Here is a 17382-nt window from a genome sequence, read left to right as displayed (position 1 = left end):
GGCTCCTGCGGCAATAATATCGGTCTTAACCAAAGCGACCAGTAATGTAGTCTTCCGTGCGCTGGCACTTCGGCCGCTGGAACAGATCGTTGGTATCGTTATATTCGATCAGCTTGCCGAGGTACATATAAGCAGTATAGTTGGATATCCGCGCTGCCTGCTGCATGTTGTGGGTCACAATCAGCACCGTCACATTGCCGGACAGCTCGTTGATCAGATCCTCTACCTTCGCCGTGGCAATCGGGTCCAGCGCCGATGTCGGCTCATCGAGAAGAAGAATTTCCGGTTTGACCGCCAACGCCCGGGCAATACACAGACGCTGCTGCTGCCCGCCTGACATGCTCAAAGCGGGTTGATGAAGCCGGTCTTTGACTTCATCCCACAAAGCCGCCTGCCTCAGCGAGGTTTCAACAATTTCGTCAAGCACTTCACGCTTGCGGATGCCACGGATTTTCAGGCCGGCGATCACGTTCTCGTAAATCGATTTCGGAAAGGGGTTCGGTTTCTGGAACACCATGCCAACCCGCATCCGGACAATGTTAGCGTCCAGGTCAATCAGGTTTTCATCCTCCGGTAACAGATTGATGGAACCCGAATATTTTACCCCCTGATAAAGGTCGTGCATGCGATTGAAGCAGCGTAGGAACGTACTTTTACCACAGCCCGAGGGGCCAATAAGCGCAGTTACCTTTTTGTCCACCAAAGGCATGCTGACATCGTCAATCGCCTGGGTGCCATCGGCATACCAGAATTTCAGGTTGGATACCCTGGCCCGCAACGCGCCGTCTGGCTCAAGATACCAGTGTTCACGGGTTTCACTGGGTTTCCCGGCTTGTCCACCCTGATGGGCCGACTGACTGATTTGTATGGTAGACGTTTGATCCGTACTCATGGGTCGCCCCTTTTAAACCTTTAAGTTAATTAGCTTACCTGAACAATATGACAGGTGTTCGATCAGGACTTGCGAGCCCGATAGCGTATGTAAATAGCCAGTCCATTCATCGCCAGCGTCATCACAATCAGCACAGCACCGGCCGCCGCTGCCGTAATCTGGAAGTCGGCTTGCGGCCGGGAAACCCAACCAAACATCTGAATGGGCATGACCGTAAAGCCGCTGTTCAACCACTCAAAACTGATGAACGGAAAATCACCGCCAATCGGAGACGGCGGCAGGAAAGCAATATACGAAAGCGCGCCAATGGTGATAATCGGAGCGGTTTCACCAATCGCACGGGAGAGCCCGACGATCGCACCAGTAATAATGCCCGGCTTGGCAGCCGGAAGCATATACATAGCCATGGTCTGCCACTGGTTAGCGCCAAGGCCATAGGCCGCTTCCCTCAGTTCGATGGGAATCGCGCGTATCGACTCCCGGGTCGAAACAATGACAATCGGCAGTATCATTAGTGCCAGCACAAGCCCCGCGACCAGCACCGTTTCGCCCATCCCAAAGGTCTGGACAAACAGACCCAGTGCCAGTAGACCATAGACAATAGAAGGAACACCGGCCAGATTGGATACGTTGATTTCAATAACGTCAGTAAACCAGTTCTTGTCCGCGTACTCCTCCATGTACAACCCGGCAGCAACACCCAGCGGAACAGCGACAATAGCCGTCACCAGCATGACCATGATGGTACCCACCCAAGCCGAAAGAATACCGGCTTCCAGAGGCTTTCGCGATGGGAAGCTCGTGTAGAAGTCCGGGTTAGTCCACTGTGGTGCCCCGCGGATAGCCAGGTCGAGAAACAGTGCCAACAGGGTCGATATGGCAATGAACAGAACGACGATGCCCAGAGACGCAAAGATAATGTCCCAGGAACGATTCTTTCTGGAGATTGACGCGTAGTCGATACCGCTTTGAATGTTTGTAGACATTGTATTCATAGTCACCTCAGTAAGCCTGGCGGTAGCGCTTGCGCAGGAAGAAACCGATCAGATTGAAAGTCAGCGTCAGCAGGAAAAGCACCAGGCCAGCCGCAAAGATCGACATGTAGGCAACAGACCCATGGCTGACATCGCCCATGCTGACCTGCACTATAAAGGCCGTGATTGTAGCGGCGCCTTCCATGGGATTGAAAGTAAAGTTCGCCATCTGGCCCGCGGCGATAGCCACCACCATGGTCTCACCCACGGCTCTGGACATGGCAAGAATAAAAGCAGCCGTGATGCCGGATATGGCTGCTGGAATCACCACCTTTACAGCGGTGTGAAAGCGGCTATACCCCAAGGCATAAGCGCCTTCACGAATGCTGTTGGGCACTGCCCGCATCGCGTCCTCACTCAGGGAGGTGGTGTAGGGCAGGATCATGATCCCCATTACCAGGCCCGGAGCCAGCATGTTGAAACCCGGCAGGTCAGGAAAAACGATCTGCAGTAGAGGTGTCACCAGGAAAAGGGCGAAGTAGCCATAAACCACGGTAGGAACGCCTTCAAGCAGCTCCAGTATCGGCTTGACCGTTTCCCGAACCTTATCCGGCGCGTACTCGCTGAGATACACCGCCAGGGTCAGTCCGAGGGGGATCGAGACCCCCAGGGCAATGCCCGACACGACGATAGTACCCGACAAAAGAGGCAAGATGCCGAAGGTCGGTACGGCAAACAGCGGCGTCCAGCTTGTACCGGAAATAAACTCCCAGACCGATACTTCTTCAAAAAACACCACTGCTTCACTTACAAGCACGTACACGATGCCGACAGTAACAAGCACGGAAATTGCAGCCGCGGCCATCAGCACATATTTTGCGATCTGATTGACCGTTTCACGCTTGCGTAGGAAGTGTGCGGACACCTGAACCCCCGAGGATTCAGGGCGCATAGAATTTGGGTTAGCCATTGGTTTTACGCCCAGTTTTGATTACAAAAATATGACGGTGCGCATAATAGCAAAAGCGAAGGCGTTGTCGCCTCCGCTTTCAGTTCACTTCTGTTCAGTCAACTCAGTAGTGCTTCTTGCGGTTCAGTGTTTCAACCACATCAACGCCTACCTCAGAGCCTTGGTAAGCCGTGCCGTTTTCGCGGTCAGCCACAACACGCAGCGCTGCGTCACGAACACGCTCACCCAGCGGTACATAGCCTACTTCGCTTACCAATTCGCCGTTGTTCTCATCGAAAATGAACTCGATAAACTTGACTACATAGTCCTTGTTGTTTACCGATTCGATGTTAGCGTAGTAGTAGAGCGGGCGGGTCAGTGGCTGATACTCGCCGTCACCAGCGGTTTCCTTGCTAGGCTCTACCGCGTCTTTACCTTTCCAGGAGATGGGAACCGCCTTCAACTTATCGGTGTTCTCCAGGAAGTAAGCCAAGCCAAAGAAGCCCAATGCGTTAGTGTTGTTGGCGACACCCTGTACCAGGACGTTGTCATCTTCACTGGCAAAGAAATCGCCGCGACTGGAGTGCTCTTTGCCCACAACGGCGGCGGTGAAGTAATCGTAGGTTCCTGAGTCGGTGCCTGCACCGTACAGAACCAACTCGCGATCCGGGAAGTCATCACGAATCTGGTTCCAGTTGTTGATTTTACCCTGGGCTTCCGGTTCCCACATCATTTTGAGCTCTTCGACGGTCAGGTAATCAACCCAGTCGTTTTTAGGGCTGACCACAACGCTTAATGCGTCCATGGCGACCGGCAACTCGAGGAACTTGATGCCGTTTTCCTTGCACTGTTCAAGCTCGTCCGGACGGATTGGCCGTGATGCACCAGTGATGTCAGTCTCACCACGGCAGAATTTCTTGAAGCCACCGCCGGTACCTGAAAGGCCGACCGTTACGCGGATCTCGCCGCGATTAGCATTACCAAATTCTTCAGCCATTGCCTCGGAAACCGGGAAAACGGTACTTGAACCGTCAACCTGGACGGTATCCACGGCATAGGCACTCTGGGCAGTCAGGGAGCCGGCAAGGACGGCACCGATCAAAAGATGTTTTTTCATGCTTCTCTCCAATTTGCGTTCAACGCTTTTAGGTTTTCCAGGCACTTTGCGAGAGGTGAATCACAGCTCGCTTCAAGCACTGAACACACACTAGTAGAGAAAAATGACAGTAAGATGACAAGGTGAAAAAATCCTGTTTTTCTTGCAGCCGCCGTGGAGGCCGCTACCATGCGGGTACTAAAACAATTCCGGACAGATAAGGTTACCTCCATGACAGCGCTAGACGATGACAAACCAACGCCCCGCGGCGAACTGGTTATCCAGGTGATTCCCCTGCCCTCCGATACCAACCCCAACGGCGATGTGTTTGCCGGTTGGCTGGTCAAGCAGATGGACATTGCGGCGGCCACCATGGCGGGGCGAATCTCCCAGGGGCGCAACGCCACCGTTGCCATGGACCGAATGGAATTCCTGTCGCCCTTGCGGGTAGGTTCACAGGTGGGCTGTTATGGCGAGTTAGTAGAGGTGGGCCGCAGTTCAATGAAGATCAACATCGAAGTCTGGACTCTGGACCGCTCAGCGAAAGCCCCTCGCAAAGTGACGGAAGGGCTCTTCGTTTACGTTGCCATTGATGAGCATGGCCGTATTCGGGAAGTACCTGATCAACACGATTGAATGCCAGAAACTGAATGAAGGACACGCTGGAGCGCTATCAGGTCTGGCTTTACCTGGCGGCTATCCTGCTGGGAATGCTGACTGGCCGGGTGTGGCCGTCAGTCACCGGCGCCTTCGAGACTGCGCTCTGGCCGGTGCTCGGCGTGCTTCTCTACGCCACTTTTACTCAGGTACCGCTGACGCACCTAACAGCAGCGTTCCGGGACGGACGATTCAACGCTGCGCTGGTGGTCGGCAACTTCCTGATCATGCCGGCCATCGTCTGGTTGTTGATGTTCCTGGTGCCAGCGGACCCTGCCATCAGGCTCGGGATACTGCTGGTCCTGCTGGTGCCCTGTACCGACTGGTTTATCAGCTTTACCCACCTGGGCGGCGGTGACAGCGCCCGGGCCATAGCGGCCAGCCCGGTCCTGCTGATTCTGCAGATTATCCTGTTGCCACTTTACCTCTGGCTCTTCCTCGGCAAAGAAATGGTCAGTGCCAACCTCACCTCACATTTGATGCCGGTGTTTTTCGGGCTGATCCTTACCCCGTTGTTGCTGGCCTGGCTGACCGAGAAAGCCGTGGATAAAAAGCCCGCGTTTACCGGTTACATCCAGGCCCTCGGCTGGCTACCGGTGCCGGTCCTGGCGCTGGTGGTTTTCCTGATCGCAGCATCGCAGATTACCCTGGTGCTGGAGTCCGGGCGCATGCTGCCGCTGTTGGCACTGATTTTTTCAGCCTATCTCATCGCGGCCGCAATGGTTGGCAAACTGTTGAGCAGCGCTTTCCATCTGCCCGGCGCCCGGGGACGAACGCTGGCGTTCAGTTTTGGCACCCGCAACTCGTTCGTAGTGCTGCCCTTCGCGATCGCCCTGCCCGACCTTTGGGCGCCGGCGGTGGTGGTGATCGTGTTCCAGTCGCTGGTGGAGCTGTTCGGTATGACGGCCTATCTCAAGTGGCTGCCTAAGCTCATTCATGAACGGTCCTGAGTTCTCTGCCTGCGATTTCTCAAGCTACAACTTCTGCTGGCTCACCAGCACCAGATCCACCTCATGCACCAGGGCGACCACTTCCCGAAGGAAGGGATCAATATCCTCCTGCTGCTCGGAAGTCACTTCGAATTCCATGTACGAAGGTGCCTTTTCCCGGGCCGCCTTCACCGAGGACACTTCCAGCTTCAGCCGGACGATGTCGAAGGGGCGCCCTTCCACCAGTTTTTCCAGCTTTACCAGAAACTGCTTGTCACCAAATTCACCGGCAACTTCCACCCTGGCCCGGGTGGAAACCGTTGCCATGGCTTTCTGGGCTTCATCCCGCGCCTGCTTGGCGGATTCCCGCTCGGCGCGTTGCACCGCCTCCTTTTTCACCGTCCGGAAAATTTGCCGCTCCCGCTCAAGTTTCCAGACCGCATCCAGTGACGGAAAGGTGATGGAGCCGGTCGGGCAGATGTTGCCGCAGGTGGTGCAGCCCACCGCGCAGTTCATGGCGTCCACCGGATCCGCAACACCATCATGCATCTCAAATACAGCACGACCGCAGGTCACATAGCAGAGCTGGCAGCCGATGCAGGAGTCCGGATCGACCGTCGGGTACCAGGGAATATCTTCCCTGGGAATGCCATGCCACGCCGGTTTAGGTTTATTTTCGCTCATGTTTTCCTCCCGGCAGACTGCCAGCCGTGCAGCAGACGGGCGTAATTCAACCGCTCCCAGGTCTGGGCATTGGGTGCATTGTCCAGGGACAGGGCACCACGGGCTTCGGCCAGGGAGTTATAGCCCATCGTCGATAGGCGCTGATTCATTTCATCAGTAATTCTGGCCAGCGCCGAGGATCCTTCGGCTAATAGTGCCGACACCACCTGCACCGCCGTGGCACCGGAAAGAATGGCCTTGGCGGCATCATCGCCGCTGTGCACGCCGCCAGAGGCCGCCATTTCCAGGGTGGTACGGTTGAACAGCATCGCCATCGCGTGCAGCCGCAGAGGCAGTTCGGCGTTGGTGGACAGCACCACCTCGCGGCTCAGTTCCAGTTCATCCAGATCGATATCCGGCTGGTAAAAGCGGTTAAACAGGACCAGACCCCGGGCCCCCGCAGCTTCCACGCCTGCGACGAAAGCCGGTAGTGCGGAATAGAAGGGTGACAGTTTGACGCTGACCGGAATGGTAACCTGCGCTACCACGGAGCTCACTACCTCAAGCTGGCGCTCTTCCAGGGTGGCGGCAGTATCCGCCGGGTCCGTGGCCAGATCATAAAGATTGAGCTCAATGGCCGATGCGCCGGCGTCTTCTAATTCCCGGGCATGCTGGGTCCAGCCGCCCGGGGAAATGCCATTCAGGGAAGCAATCACCGGGACATCCAGCTCGCGTTGCAACAACTCAAGGCGCTTGAGGTAGCTGCCGGAGCCCATTTCAAAGGCTTCGGATTCGGGAAAGAACGAGCGCGCCTCCGCGTCCATATTGATGCGGGAATCGATGAAACGGTGGGCAGCCATCTGCTCCGCCACCAGTTGTTCCTCGAACAGTGAATGCATCACCACGGCGCCAGCACCGGCGTCTACACAGGCTTTAAGGGCGTCCAGGTCGTCGGTCAGCGGGCTGGCGCCAACCACCAAGGGCGAGCGCAGGTCCAGCCCCAGCCAGCGGGTTGCAAGCTCAGTCATGGTGGTCGTCCTCTTTATGGTCGGATTCCGGGTGCTCATGGGGCTCGAAGTGGATGCCCGCCAGCTGTTTGTAGAGCTCTCTCTGCTCCATCGCCGCTTCGCTCGCCGCAGCCACCAGATGCTCGTACCTTTCAGGGTCCCGCAATTCCAGCATGCGGAAACGGGCCTCCTCCTGCATGTAGGCTTTCATGGGCACTTTCTGGCGCACGGAATCCAGCTGCAGGGGTGGCAGGCCTTCGTGAATACGGCGCGGATCGAACCGGTACAACGGCCAGGCCCAGCTGTCCACCGCCCGTTTCTGCTGGGCCGGGGAATGCACCAGATCGTAACCGTGGGCAATGCAGGGGCTGTGGGCGATGATCAGCGCCGGGCCATCAAAACTCTCGGCTTCCTGCAGGGCCTTGGTAGTCTGGTTGCTGTGGGATTGCATGGCAATCTGGGCCACGTAAACATGCCCGTAACTCATTGCCAGCAGGCCCAGGTCTTTCTTGCGGGTTTCCTTGCCGGCAGAAGCAAACTTGGCCACAGCGCCCATGGGGGTGGCCTTGGATTGCTGGCCGCCGGTGTTGGAATAGACTTCGGTATCCAGCACCAGCAGTTTGAGGTTCTGACCGGAGGCCAGGGCATGGTCGAGGCCGCCGTAGCCAATGTCATAGGCCCAGCCATCTCCGCCAATCACCCACACGCTCTTGGGGCAGAGCTCATCGGCCAGGCTCGCCAGTTCCTGTATCCCGGGGCCTTGTTGGTCCGCCAGCCAATCACGCAGGCGGCTTACGGCCTCACGCCGCGCCGCCATGGCGGTCTCGTCCAGGGTGGCGCAAGGGATGGTCAGATCCCGGTATAGCTCAGGAGGAAGGCTGTCTTTCCGATCCTCCAACAACTGTCGGGCCCGGCCTACCAGTTTATCCAGCCCCATGCGCATACCCAGGCCCAGCTCCGCCGCATCCTCAAACAGCGAGTTGTTCCAGGTCGGCCCCCGGCCATCCGCATTCACCGTGTAGGGAGTGGTGGGCAGGTTGCCGCCATAGATGGAGGAGCAGCCGGTGGCATTGGCAATCAGCAGGCGATCGCCAACCAGCTGGGTAAGCAGGCGTATGTATGGCGTCTCACCACAGCCGGCGCAAGCGCCGGAATACTCAAATAGAGGAATCAGCAGCGGCAGCGATTTGAAGTCCCGGGGAATTCGGTCCCGGGGCACATCGGGCAGACTGCGCAGGAACGCCAGGTTCTGTGCTTCGGCTTCACGGTGCTCCTCCAGGGGCCTCATGTTGATCGCCTTGCGCTTGGGCTGGGTGCGATCCTTGGCGGGGCAAACCTCCACACATAAACCGCAACCGGTACAGTCTTCCGGAGCCACCTGTACCCGGTAGTCCAGGCCCTCCAGTTCCGGGGTGAAGCTTTCGGGAACCGCCTCGAAGGTTTCTGGCGCGTTTTCAGCCGCCTCCGGCTCGAAGACCTTGCTGATAATGGCTGTGTGCGGGCAGATCATTGCGCAGAAGTTGCACTGCACACAGAGATCAGACTCCCAGATCGGAATTTCCAGAGCGATAGACCGTTTTTCGTACTGACTGGTGCCCGTTGGCCAGGTACCGTCCGGCGGGAAAGCGCTGACTGGCAGCTTGTCGCCCTGCCCGTCCATCAGCAGGCGGGTAACCTTCTGGACAAAGTCCGGCGCATCCTCCGGCACTCTGGGTGGCCGGGTGCGGGTGGCCGTTACCTTTTCGGGCACCGGCACTTCATGCAGGTTGGCCAGGGCCGAATCCACCGCCTCGACATTGCGGCGCACCACCTCCGGCCCGCGCCGGCCCCAGGTCTGGCGTATGGATTCCTTGATGTGAGCAATCGCCTCATCACGGGGCAGAATATCGGCCAGGGCGAAGAAGCACACCTGCATGACGGTGTTGATACGCCGTTCCAGACCAGCCTTTTCCGCCACCTCGGCGGCGTCAATCACATACAGGCGGGCCTTGCGCTCCACTAGCACACGCTGAACCTCCACGGATAGCCGATCCCAGACCTGATCCTGCGACCAGGGCACATTCAGCAAAACCGTGGCGCCGGGAGCCGCATGTTCCAGCACGTCAAACCGTTCCAAAAACTGTGGCGCATGGACGGCCACAAACTGGGCCTGGCGAATCTGATAACTGGAGCGGATCGGCAGCGGCCCGAAGCGCAGATGTGAAACGGTGGTGGCGCCGGATTTCTTGGAGTCGTAGACAAAATGGCCCTGGGCAAACAGGTCCGTGCCCTCCCCCAGGATTTTGATGCTGGCCTTGTTGCTGCTGACCGTGCCGTCGGCACCCATACCAAAGAACAGCGCCCGGCGGGTTTTCGGTGACTCGATATCCAGTTCGCTGTCCACCTCGAGAGACAGGTTTGTTACGTCATCGCGCACGCCCACGGTAAAGCGTGTTTTCGGTGACGCTTCTTTTAATTGATCAAAGACCGCGCAGACCATGGCCGGGGTAAACTCCCGGGAAGACAGGCCGTAACGCCCACCGCTCACCCGGGGCAGCGTTTGCCGGTCACCCCGACTCCAGGCTTCCATCAGTGCGCCGCTGACTTCCAGCAGCAATGGCTCACCCTGTGCACCGGGCTCCTTGGTCCGGTCCAGCACCGCCAGGTGTTTCACCGTATCCGGCAAGGCCTGCAGGAAACGGTCCGTGGCGAACGGCCGGAACAGGCGCACCTTGAGCACGCCCACCTTTTCACCCTGCGCCATCAACCATTCCACGGTTTCGTGCGCGCATTCGGCGCCAGAACCCATCAGAATAACCACCCGTTCGGCTTCGGGGTGACCAACATAGTCAAACAACCGGTATTGGCGGCCGGTAATTCCCGCAAACCTGTCCATCACGGCTTCAAGCTTGTCCGGAAACGCCTGGTAGAACGGGTTGATGGCCTCTCTGGCCTGAAAGAAGGCATCCGGGTTCTGGGAAGTGCCCCGGACCACTGGCCGGTCCGGCGTCATCCGGCGGTTGCGGTGTGCCTCCACCCCTTCGTGAGGCACCAGTGCCTGCAAATCCTCGTCACTCAGGGCCGCAATCTTGGAAATTTCGTGGGAGGTACGGAAGCCGTCGAAAAAGTGCATTACCGGTATCCGGCTTTCCAGGGTGACCGCATGGCCTATGGCCGCCAGATCTTGCGCTTCCTGCACCGAGCCGGACGCCAGCAAAGCAAAACCGGTGCCGCGGGCGCTCATCACATCGGAATGATCACAGAAGATGGACAGGGCATGGGTGGCGATACTGCGGGCGGCGACATGCATGCAGAATGGCGACAGTTCGCCGGCAATCTTGTACAGATTGGGCAGCATCAGCAGCAGCCCCTGGGAAGCGGTAAAGGTGGTCACCAGCGAACCCGCCTGCAGCGCACCGTGCATCGCGCCGGCTGCGCCGGCCTCAGACTGCATTTCCACTACACCGGGAACCTGGCCCCAGAGGTTGGGCCTGCTCAGGGCGGCCCAGTCATCGGCGTGTTCACCCATTACCGATGCCGGAGTAATCGGGTAGATGGCAATGGTTTCACTAAGGCGATAGGCCACCGAAGCCACGGCTTCATTGCCGTCGAGGGTTTTGAACGCCATTGCCACCTCTCCTTGTGAGTGCAATCAGACTACTGTGAGTCTAGGCGCCGCCCCTTACAGCCGCAAGCGGTGGGACAATTTGCCACACAGGCTTCGTTCTCCGGCTGCAGCGCCGAGAGCAGTATGGCTCAGGAGAGAACCTGGCCGCCATCCACTACCAGAGTCTGGCCGGTGATCCAACTGGCCAGATCGGAGGCCAGGAACAAGGCCACGTTGGCCACCTCCTCCGGGGTGCCCAGCCGTTCGAAAGGAATCCCCCCGCGAATGCGATTGTAGAGCTCCGGATTGTGCTGACGGGCCTGATCCCAGATGCCGCCCGGAAATTCGATCGAGCCCGGCGCGATGCCGTTGACACGTACCTTATACGGGGCCATAGCTACCGCCAGGCTGCCGGTGTAATGGGCCACTGCGGCCTTGATCGCAGCGTAGGGGGCGGTGCGTGTGGATGCGTGCAAGGCGGCGATGGAGGCGATATTGATAATCGTGCCGCCGGTTTCCTTGAGCGCCGGCAGGCAGACATGGCCGGCGCGCACCGTGCCCATCAAATCCACCTCGACGCTGCTCAGCCAGCCTTCTTCGTTGTCCTCGCGGCCGAACGCCGAGGCGCAATTGACCAGCACGTCCAGGCCACCCAACTCGCCCAGGGCGGTCTGCAGATAGGCCTCCAGAGCAGTCTTGTCGGCGATATCGCAGGGCGCTACGTGTAGCGCCAGCCCTTCGTCCGACGCTTCTCCTGCCAGTGCGTTCAGGGACGCTTGCCCGCGGGCACACACCGAGACGTGGGCGCCGGCCCGGGCGAAGCCCAGAGCTATGGCCCGGCCAATACCCTTGCTACCGCCAGCGACGATCACCCGCCGGCCCTGGAAATCAAATGTCATCGAATTCTCCTACCAAAGTTCTGAGGGGCGTGATCATGGTCGTGTGCCATCAGTGTTTGCTCCTTGAGGGTAAACAGGTCCGCGCGACAATCTGCCCCGCATCGATGGCCAGCAGCTCGCCTTCGGCCAGGGGCTGCCAGGATTTGTCGTTCAGGGGGACAGTCGAGAGAAGCGCTACACGCTGGCCAGGGGCAAGACTGCCGGCAACACTCGGGTCAAGCAGCTCCGGGGCTTGCTCGCTTGCGCAGGTCCTTAGGAACAACGCCGGCGGTTCAATTTCACCGGTAGCTGGCTGAAACCGCCTATCGGCGTGAACAAACAGTGTCTGGGAGTCCGCGTAGAGAAAGTTGGCCGGGCCCAGCTCGCGCAGTTCGGCAAAGAGCGCAGCCAGGGCGGCAATCCGCTTGTCCACGGGGGGCAGATCATCTGAGCCTTCCTCCAGCTCTGCCAAGACTTCAAGCAGCATACAGAAAGCAATTTCTGAGTCGGTTTGTCCGACTGGATGAAAACGCCAGCACCGACTATCGAAGCGGTCCCGAATACCTGGCAGGTTGCCATTGTGGGCAAATATTCGCATTCGGCCATTCAGTTCACGGGCATAGGGCCCGGTATTGGCAAGTTCGATTGGGCCTTGGGTTGCGTGCCGGATATACGCCATGGACAGAGTTGTTTCAGGACCGTGAGACTCAAGCCAGGGCACCTGGGGGCTCTGGTCTGCGGACGATGTATCCCGGTACAGCGCAACATCCGCGCCCTGATAAAAGGCCGCACCCCAACCATCGCGATTACGGCTGACCGCCTGCTGGGCACGCGCGGCCAAGCCAGTCAGAGAGGTGGTCAGTCTGGCGGGGTAGCGACAGGACAGGGCAAGCAGTTCACACATCAGGGTAGCTAGCTTAGCACTTCGAGCCATCAGACTCAGAGTGGCAACAAATACTGCCGGAGTCATCCAACACCACATCACAACGCTGCGCCAAAGCCTCCCGCAGGCGCTCTCTTGCGCGCCGAATCCTGGCTTTGGCCGCGGGCAGCGACAAATCTCGTGATTGCGCGTAGGCCTCTTGGGACATCGGCCCCAGATCGCAGGCCTGGAGTATGTCACGGTCGCTCTCTGCCAATTCCGGCAGAGTCCGGTTGATGCAGGCATCCAGTTCATCCACCGGTGCCCGCTCCGGTGCACGTTCATCCGGCAGATGATCCGGCACCGGCACCCAATGCTTGCGCAGCCGGTGGCCGTCGGTCAGCGCGTTACGGGCAACCCGGAACAACCAGGCCCGGGGATTCTGCAGGTCACAGAAATCCTGCCCTTCGCGCATGGCCTTGAAGAACACGTCCTGCAGAACATCGTCGGCCATCGCCGTCTCTTTCATCCGGCCGATCAGGAAACTGCGAAGCTCCGCCTGATGGTCATGCCAGGCCTGTAATACACATTCAAATGCCATCTTGGTCAGATTACCTCCAGGGCCAGAGCAATGCCCCGCCCATCAATCACGGTTGATAACCATCCGCGCCGCCTGGAAAACCAGACCAGCCCTGTGGTGACTATGATCATAATACCCCAGACACCAACCGATCCAGTCGTAACCGTTCCCGGTCGTCGAACAACCTCCGGCCACCCCAGGTGACCGCCATCACCGCTCCAAATCCAGTGCCGACGGTAATGATCAGCATCACCAGAATCTGGTATTTCACCGCCACTGCCGGCGGGCTTCCCGCAAGGATCTGACCGGTCATCATGCCGGGCAGGCTGACAATGCCGGCCGCCGCCATGGCGTTGATCGAGGGCATCATACCACTGCGCATGGCGTCTCTGCGGATATCCTCCAGCGCCTGCTGCCAGGTCTGGCCAAGCATCAGCCGGTTCTCGATGACCGCCCGCTGTCGCCAGACCGACTCATTCAAACGATCCAGAGCCAGACTGACCCCGGTCATGGTGTTGCCGAGCATCATGCCCAACAAAGGAATGGCGTATTGCGGGGCGTACCAGGGTTCGGGGCCAATCACCACAGTCAGGGCCAGGATGGTTACCGTAAAGGACGAAACGAACATTGCGCCGGTGCCAATACTGAACGCCCACCAGCCCCGCAAACGTCGACCCTGGCGCGCCACTACTTCGCGCCCTGCCACCAGCAGCATGATCAGAGCCATCAGCGCTATCCAGTAAAAGGCGGCGGAGGCAAACAGGGCTTCCAGCACCAGCCCTATCAGAGCCAACTGGATCAACGTGCGCAGGGCGGCAATCAGCAGGTTTCGGGTAATACCCAGACGGGCCAGATAGCCTGTCGCGGCCAGGGCGAGCACCAGCAGGGCCGCAAGCCCCAGCTTCCACCAGGCCAGGTCAATCACTTCCATGGACGCGCTCCAGTGTAGTTCCCTGAATCCGATAATGAGCGTTTGCCACACGTTGGATCTGGGCCGGGTCATGGGCAACCCAGAGGACAGCAATCTGCCGCCTCCGGATCTCGTCGAGTAGCCAGGCTTCAATGGTTTCTGTGCTGTCGTTATCCAGATTGGCGGTGGGTTCGTCCAGCAACAGGGCTTCCGGCTTGAGGGCAAGGGCCCTCCATAGAGCGAGCCGCTGTCGCTCGCCGGAGGACAGTCGACTCACCGACCAGCCCATTACCTCGGGCGGGAAGCCCAAAGCCGAAGGCAGCCTCGCGCCGGCATCATCCGCAAAGTGACCACCGACTTTATCAAACCACCACTGACTGTCTGCCGGCACCATCACCACCCGGCTTCGCCACTGGTGTGCGGGTATATCCTGCTGACCAGTGCCCGTCAGAGAAATCCGGCCATCGTGTGGCTCCAGATCGGCCACGGCCCGCAGCAGGCGGCTCTTACCACTTCCAGATGCCCCGGACAGACAGACAACCTGTCCGCCAGGCACCGTCAGCGACACACCGCTCAGAGTGCCAACACCGAGATTTTCCAGCACAAGATCTGTCAAGATAGCATCCAATTTTGATCTGGCGGAGCCCGGCAAACAGGGCGAACTTTATTTAGGTCCGCAAAGCACCTCGGCGAGGCTGGATCTTCGGGAGTTTACAGCGACGTGTCAGATCATCTCCAGGGCCAGGGCAATGCCCTGCCCGCCACCAATGCAAAGGGTTACGATGCCCCGCCGCAAACCCTCACGTTTCATGGAGTGCAACAGACGAGTCGTCAGTATCGCACCGCTGGCACCGATGGGATGGCCATGGGCAATGGCACCACCCTCGACGTTAACAATATCTTCGGCAAAACCGATCTGGCGAAGACAGGCCAGGGAAATGGCGGCAAAGGCCTCATTGATCTCCACGCGATCAACGTCGGAGACTTTCCAGCCTGCCCGGTGCAGGGCCTGGTTTACCGCCGGCACCGGACCTATTCCAAAGAATCCGGGCTCTACTGCGCCGACACCAAAGCTGACCAGCCTTGCAACCGGCTCCAGACCTTTATGCTCAGCCCAGCCTCGCTCGGCAACCACCATAGCCGAGGCCGCACTGTTAAGGCCCGGCGCGTTACCGGCCGTGATTGTGCCTTCCTTGCGAAAAGCCGGGCGCAACCGCGCCAGTGACTCTGCTGTGGTGTCCGGGCGATTGTGTTCATCCCGCTCAAACCGGGTTACACCCTTGCGACCAGGCACTTCCACGGCTGCGATTTCAGAGTCAAATAAGCCTTTTTCCTGGGCTTTCGAGAATTGCTGTTGGGAGCGAAGGGCCCAGCGGTCCTGGTCTTCACGGGAAATCTCATATCGGGCCGCCAGATCTTCAGTGTGCCACCCGGAATGCTCGCCACTGAACGCATCGTTCAGGCCATCCATCAACATGCTGTCGTAGAGCACGGTATTGCCCATGCGCGCACCCCAGCGGCCCTGAGGTAACAGGTAGGGGGCCCGATCCATATTCTCCATGCCACCGGCAACCGCACAATCGGAAAATCCGGCCCAGATATCGGTAGCAGCACTGGCAATGGCCTGGGCACCAGAGCCACAGACCCGGTTGACCGTCAGCGCCGGCACATCCACGGGCAAACCCGCCCCAATACCCGCCTGACGGGCAGGATTCATTTTTACGCCGGCCTGAATCACATTGCCCATGACCAGGGAGTCGACATTTTCCCCCGTCAACCCGGCCTGGGCCAGGCTTTCACGAATAACCACAGCACCGAGATCCGGTGCCGAGACATCCTTCAGACTACCACCGTATGTTCCTATTGCCGTCCTCACCGGACTGCACAGCACGACATCCCGCTTGGTCATGTCCTTTCTCCCTTGTCATTTAGTCAGGACGAGCATCCTTTCAAAGGGTGGTTCGTCTTCTTTTCAGTAATCCACTTTCGTCGCCAAAACACAAGGGCCCGCTTTACCATGCTGGAGATCTTCACTCTGCTCGCCAACTGGCTGACCTACGACCTGATAGGGCTGAACCCGGAGACAAAACTGGGGACATCTATCCACTTTTTCATTGAGGACACCACCAAGATCCTGTTTCTGCTGGTGGTGATGATCTATGTAATCGCTCTGGCCCGGGCCTCGATGAATCTGGAACGGGTACGGGCCTATATCCAGCAGAAACACCGCCTGGTGGGCTATTTCTTTGGTTCCGGCTTTGGCGCCATCACGCCATTCTGTTCCTGTTCCAGCATTCCGCTGTTCCTGGGCTTTACCAGCGCCGGTATCCCCCTGGGGATCACCATGGCGTTTCTGTTCACCTCACCCATTATCAACGAGGTGGCGGTAATCATGCTGTGGAGTCTGCTGGGCTGGGAATTCACCCTGGCTTACGTGGTGATTGGCATGGGTGTAGGCATCGTCGGCGGCATGATTCTGGATGCGGTCAAGGGTGAGCGCTGGCTGAAGGATTTTGCCGCCAAAGCCTATCAGAAGGCCGCTGTGGCAGCCCAAGATCACGAAAGCGAAGTGGAAGTGCCCGAGGCAGCGAAGTTAACCATGGCGGACAGGCACAAGTTCGCGAAAGAAGAACTCAAGGAAATCGTCGGCCGCATCTGGAAATGGGTGCTTATCGGCGTTGGCCTGGGTGCCGCCCTGCACGGCTTTGTGCCCGATGGCTGGTTTGCTGAAAACCTGGGTTCGGGCCAGTGGTGGAGCGTGCCGGCCGCCGTGCTCGCCGGGTTACCGCTGTATTCCAACGCCACAGGCGTTATCCCGGTGATGGAAAGCCTGATCCTGAAAGGGCTGCCGGTGGGCACCACCCTGGCCTTCTGCATGAGCACCGTTGCCGCAAGCTTTCCGGAATTCATTATGCTCAAGCAGGTGATGACCTTCCGCTTGCTGGCCCTGATTTTTGTCATCCTGCTGGCCAACTTCATGGTGGTCGGCTGGGTGATCAACACCATCAGCCCCTGGCTGTTTTCAGGGTTCTGATATCTGTAGCAGTGCATAAAACACCCCAAAGGAGAATTTTATGAAACATTTCGAAGTACTTGGTACCGGCTGCAAGAAATGCGTGAATACCGCTGAAAGCATTGAGCGGGTTGCCCAGGAACTGGGCGAGTCCGTCGAGGTGGTCAAAGTGACCGACCCGGCAAAAATCATGGAATACCAGGTTATGTCCACACCGGCGGTGGCAATGGATGGCAAGGTGGTTCACAGCGGTTCCATCCCGGAGCACGACAAGATTGCAGGCTGGATGAAGTCGTAAGCCAATTTCGTCATTAACAGAAGTGCCCAGTGTCGCGGGGGTTGCCCCGCACACTTTTTACCTCTCCCCATTTGCCAAGCATGTGTAT

16 protein-coding genes and 1 pseudogene are annotated in these 17382 nt (G+C 58.5%); 4 read left to right on the top strand and 13 right to left on the bottom strand.

The annotated features are described in order from the left end of the window. Positions 1 to 25 precede the first annotated feature (25 nt). From pstB to M8010_RS03750, 4 genes and pseudogenes are all read right to left on the bottom strand, one after another. A pseudogene (pstB, locus tag M8010_RS03765) lies at positions 26 to 766 on the bottom strand (phosphate ABC transporter ATP-binding protein PstB); the annotation flags it as partial. A gap of 188 nt (positions 767 to 954) precedes the next feature. Further along, the gene (gene pstA / locus M8010_RS03760; RefSeq protein ID WP_250088901.1) at positions 955 to 1878 is read right to left on the bottom strand and encodes a phosphate ABC transporter permease PstA; all 924 of its coding nucleotides are present in this window, start codon (positions 1876 to 1878) and stop codon (positions 955 to 957) included. Between the two features lie 16 nt (positions 1879 to 1894). Beyond that, positions 1895 to 2791: a phosphate ABC transporter permease subunit PstC gene (gene pstC, locus M8010_RS03755; protein WP_250088893.1), complete on the bottom strand. Its 897-nt coding sequence runs from the start codon at positions 2789 to 2791 to the stop codon at positions 1895 to 1897. A 148-nt stretch (positions 2792 to 2939) separates the two neighbouring features. Further along, complete coding sequence (locus tag M8010_RS03750; protein ID WP_250088891.1) at positions 2940 to 3932, bottom strand: PstS family phosphate ABC transporter substrate-binding protein; 993 nt, start codon at positions 3930 to 3932, stop codon at positions 2940 to 2942. Between the two features lie 210 nt (positions 3933 to 4142). On the opposite strand from M8010_RS03750, the gene M8010_RS03745 reads away from it, so the two are divergent. Both M8010_RS03745 and M8010_RS03740 read left to right on the top strand, forming a co-directional pair. Further along, positions 4143 to 4547, top strand: a complete 405-nt coding sequence (locus M8010_RS03745) for an acyl-CoA thioesterase (RefSeq protein WP_250088890.1) — start codon at positions 4143 to 4145, stop codon at positions 4545 to 4547. A 14-nt stretch (positions 4548 to 4561) separates the two neighbouring features. Then, positions 4562 to 5518, top strand: coding sequence for an arsenic resistance protein (locus tag M8010_RS03740; protein WP_250088883.1), 957 nt, complete (start codon positions 4562 to 4564; stop codon positions 5516 to 5518). Positions 5519 to 5542: 24 nt separating this feature from the next. Here M8010_RS03740 and M8010_RS03735 read toward each other — a convergent pair whose 3' ends face one another. The 9 genes from M8010_RS03735 to M8010_RS03695 all read right to left on the bottom strand — a co-directional run bounded on the left by M8010_RS03735 (position 5543) and on the right by M8010_RS03695 (position 15892). Next, positions 5543 to 6181: a hypothetical protein gene (locus tag M8010_RS03735; protein WP_250088878.1), complete on the bottom strand. Its 639-nt coding sequence runs from the start codon at positions 6179 to 6181 to the stop codon at positions 5543 to 5545. Continuing rightward, positions 6178 to 7188 carry a dihydroorotate dehydrogenase-like protein gene (locus tag M8010_RS03730; RefSeq protein WP_250088876.1) on the bottom strand — a complete coding sequence of 337 codons (1011 nt, stop codon included), beginning with the start codon at positions 7186 to 7188 and terminating at the stop codon, positions 6178 to 6180. The genes M8010_RS03735 and M8010_RS03730 overlap by 4 nt, the downstream gene beginning before the upstream one ends. Beyond that, positions 7181 to 10774, bottom strand: a complete 3594-nt coding sequence (gene nifJ, locus M8010_RS03725) for a pyruvate:ferredoxin (flavodoxin) oxidoreductase (protein WP_250088872.1) — start codon at positions 10772 to 10774, stop codon at positions 7181 to 7183. Before nifJ ends, M8010_RS03730 begins: the two co-directional genes overlap by 8 nt. Before the next feature lie 128 nt (positions 10775 to 10902). Continuing rightward, on the bottom strand, positions 10903 to 11652 hold the full coding sequence (locus M8010_RS03720) for an SDR family NAD(P)-dependent oxidoreductase (RefSeq protein WP_250088870.1): 750 nt from the start codon (positions 11650 to 11652) through the stop codon (positions 10903 to 10905). A 49-nt stretch (positions 11653 to 11701) separates the two neighbouring features. Next, positions 11702 to 12565 (bottom strand): class II glutamine amidotransferase, encoded by an 864-nt coding sequence (locus tag M8010_RS03715; RefSeq protein WP_250088869.1) that lies wholly within the window; start codon positions 12563 to 12565, stop codon positions 11702 to 11704. Further along, complete coding sequence (locus M8010_RS03710; RefSeq protein WP_250088867.1) at positions 12549 to 13094, bottom strand: sigma-70 family RNA polymerase sigma factor; 546 nt, start codon at positions 13092 to 13094, stop codon at positions 12549 to 12551. The genes M8010_RS03715 and M8010_RS03710 overlap by 17 nt, the downstream gene beginning before the upstream one ends. A gap of 106 nt (positions 13095 to 13200) precedes the next feature. Further along, positions 13201 to 14004 carry an ABC transporter permease gene (locus M8010_RS03705; protein WP_250088866.1) on the bottom strand — a complete coding sequence of 268 codons (804 nt, stop codon included), beginning with the start codon at positions 14002 to 14004 and terminating at the stop codon, positions 13201 to 13203. Continuing rightward, the gene (locus M8010_RS03700) at positions 13991 to 14599 is read right to left on the bottom strand and encodes an ABC transporter ATP-binding protein (protein WP_250088860.1); all 609 of its coding nucleotides are present in this window, start codon (positions 14597 to 14599) and stop codon (positions 13991 to 13993) included. Before M8010_RS03700 ends, M8010_RS03705 begins: the two co-directional genes overlap by 14 nt. A gap of 108 nt (positions 14600 to 14707) precedes the next feature. Next, the gene (locus M8010_RS03695) at positions 14708 to 15892 is read right to left on the bottom strand and encodes a thiolase family protein (RefSeq protein ID WP_250088842.1); all 1185 of its coding nucleotides are present in this window, start codon (positions 15890 to 15892) and stop codon (positions 14708 to 14710) included. 108 nt (positions 15893 to 16000) lie between these two features. On the opposite strand from M8010_RS03695, the gene M8010_RS03690 reads away from it, so the two are divergent. Together M8010_RS03690 and M8010_RS03685 are read left to right on the top strand one after the other, a co-directional pair. After that, positions 16001 to 17017, top strand: coding sequence for a permease (locus tag M8010_RS03690; protein WP_250088835.1), 1017 nt, complete (start codon positions 16001 to 16003; stop codon positions 17015 to 17017). Between the two features lie 40 nt (positions 17018 to 17057). Then, the gene (locus M8010_RS03685; protein ID WP_250088833.1) at positions 17058 to 17294 is read left to right on the top strand and encodes a thioredoxin family protein; all 237 of its coding nucleotides are present in this window, start codon (positions 17058 to 17060) and stop codon (positions 17292 to 17294) included. Positions 17295 to 17382: the final 88 nt, after the last annotated feature.

Source organism: Marinobacter sp. ATCH36 (assembly GCF_023555055.1).
Lineage (GTDB): Bacteria > Pseudomonadota > Gammaproteobacteria > Pseudomonadales > Oleiphilaceae > Marinobacter.
Note: the sequence above shows the minus strand (reverse complement) of the source record. Positions and strands in the feature narration are given on the sequence as shown.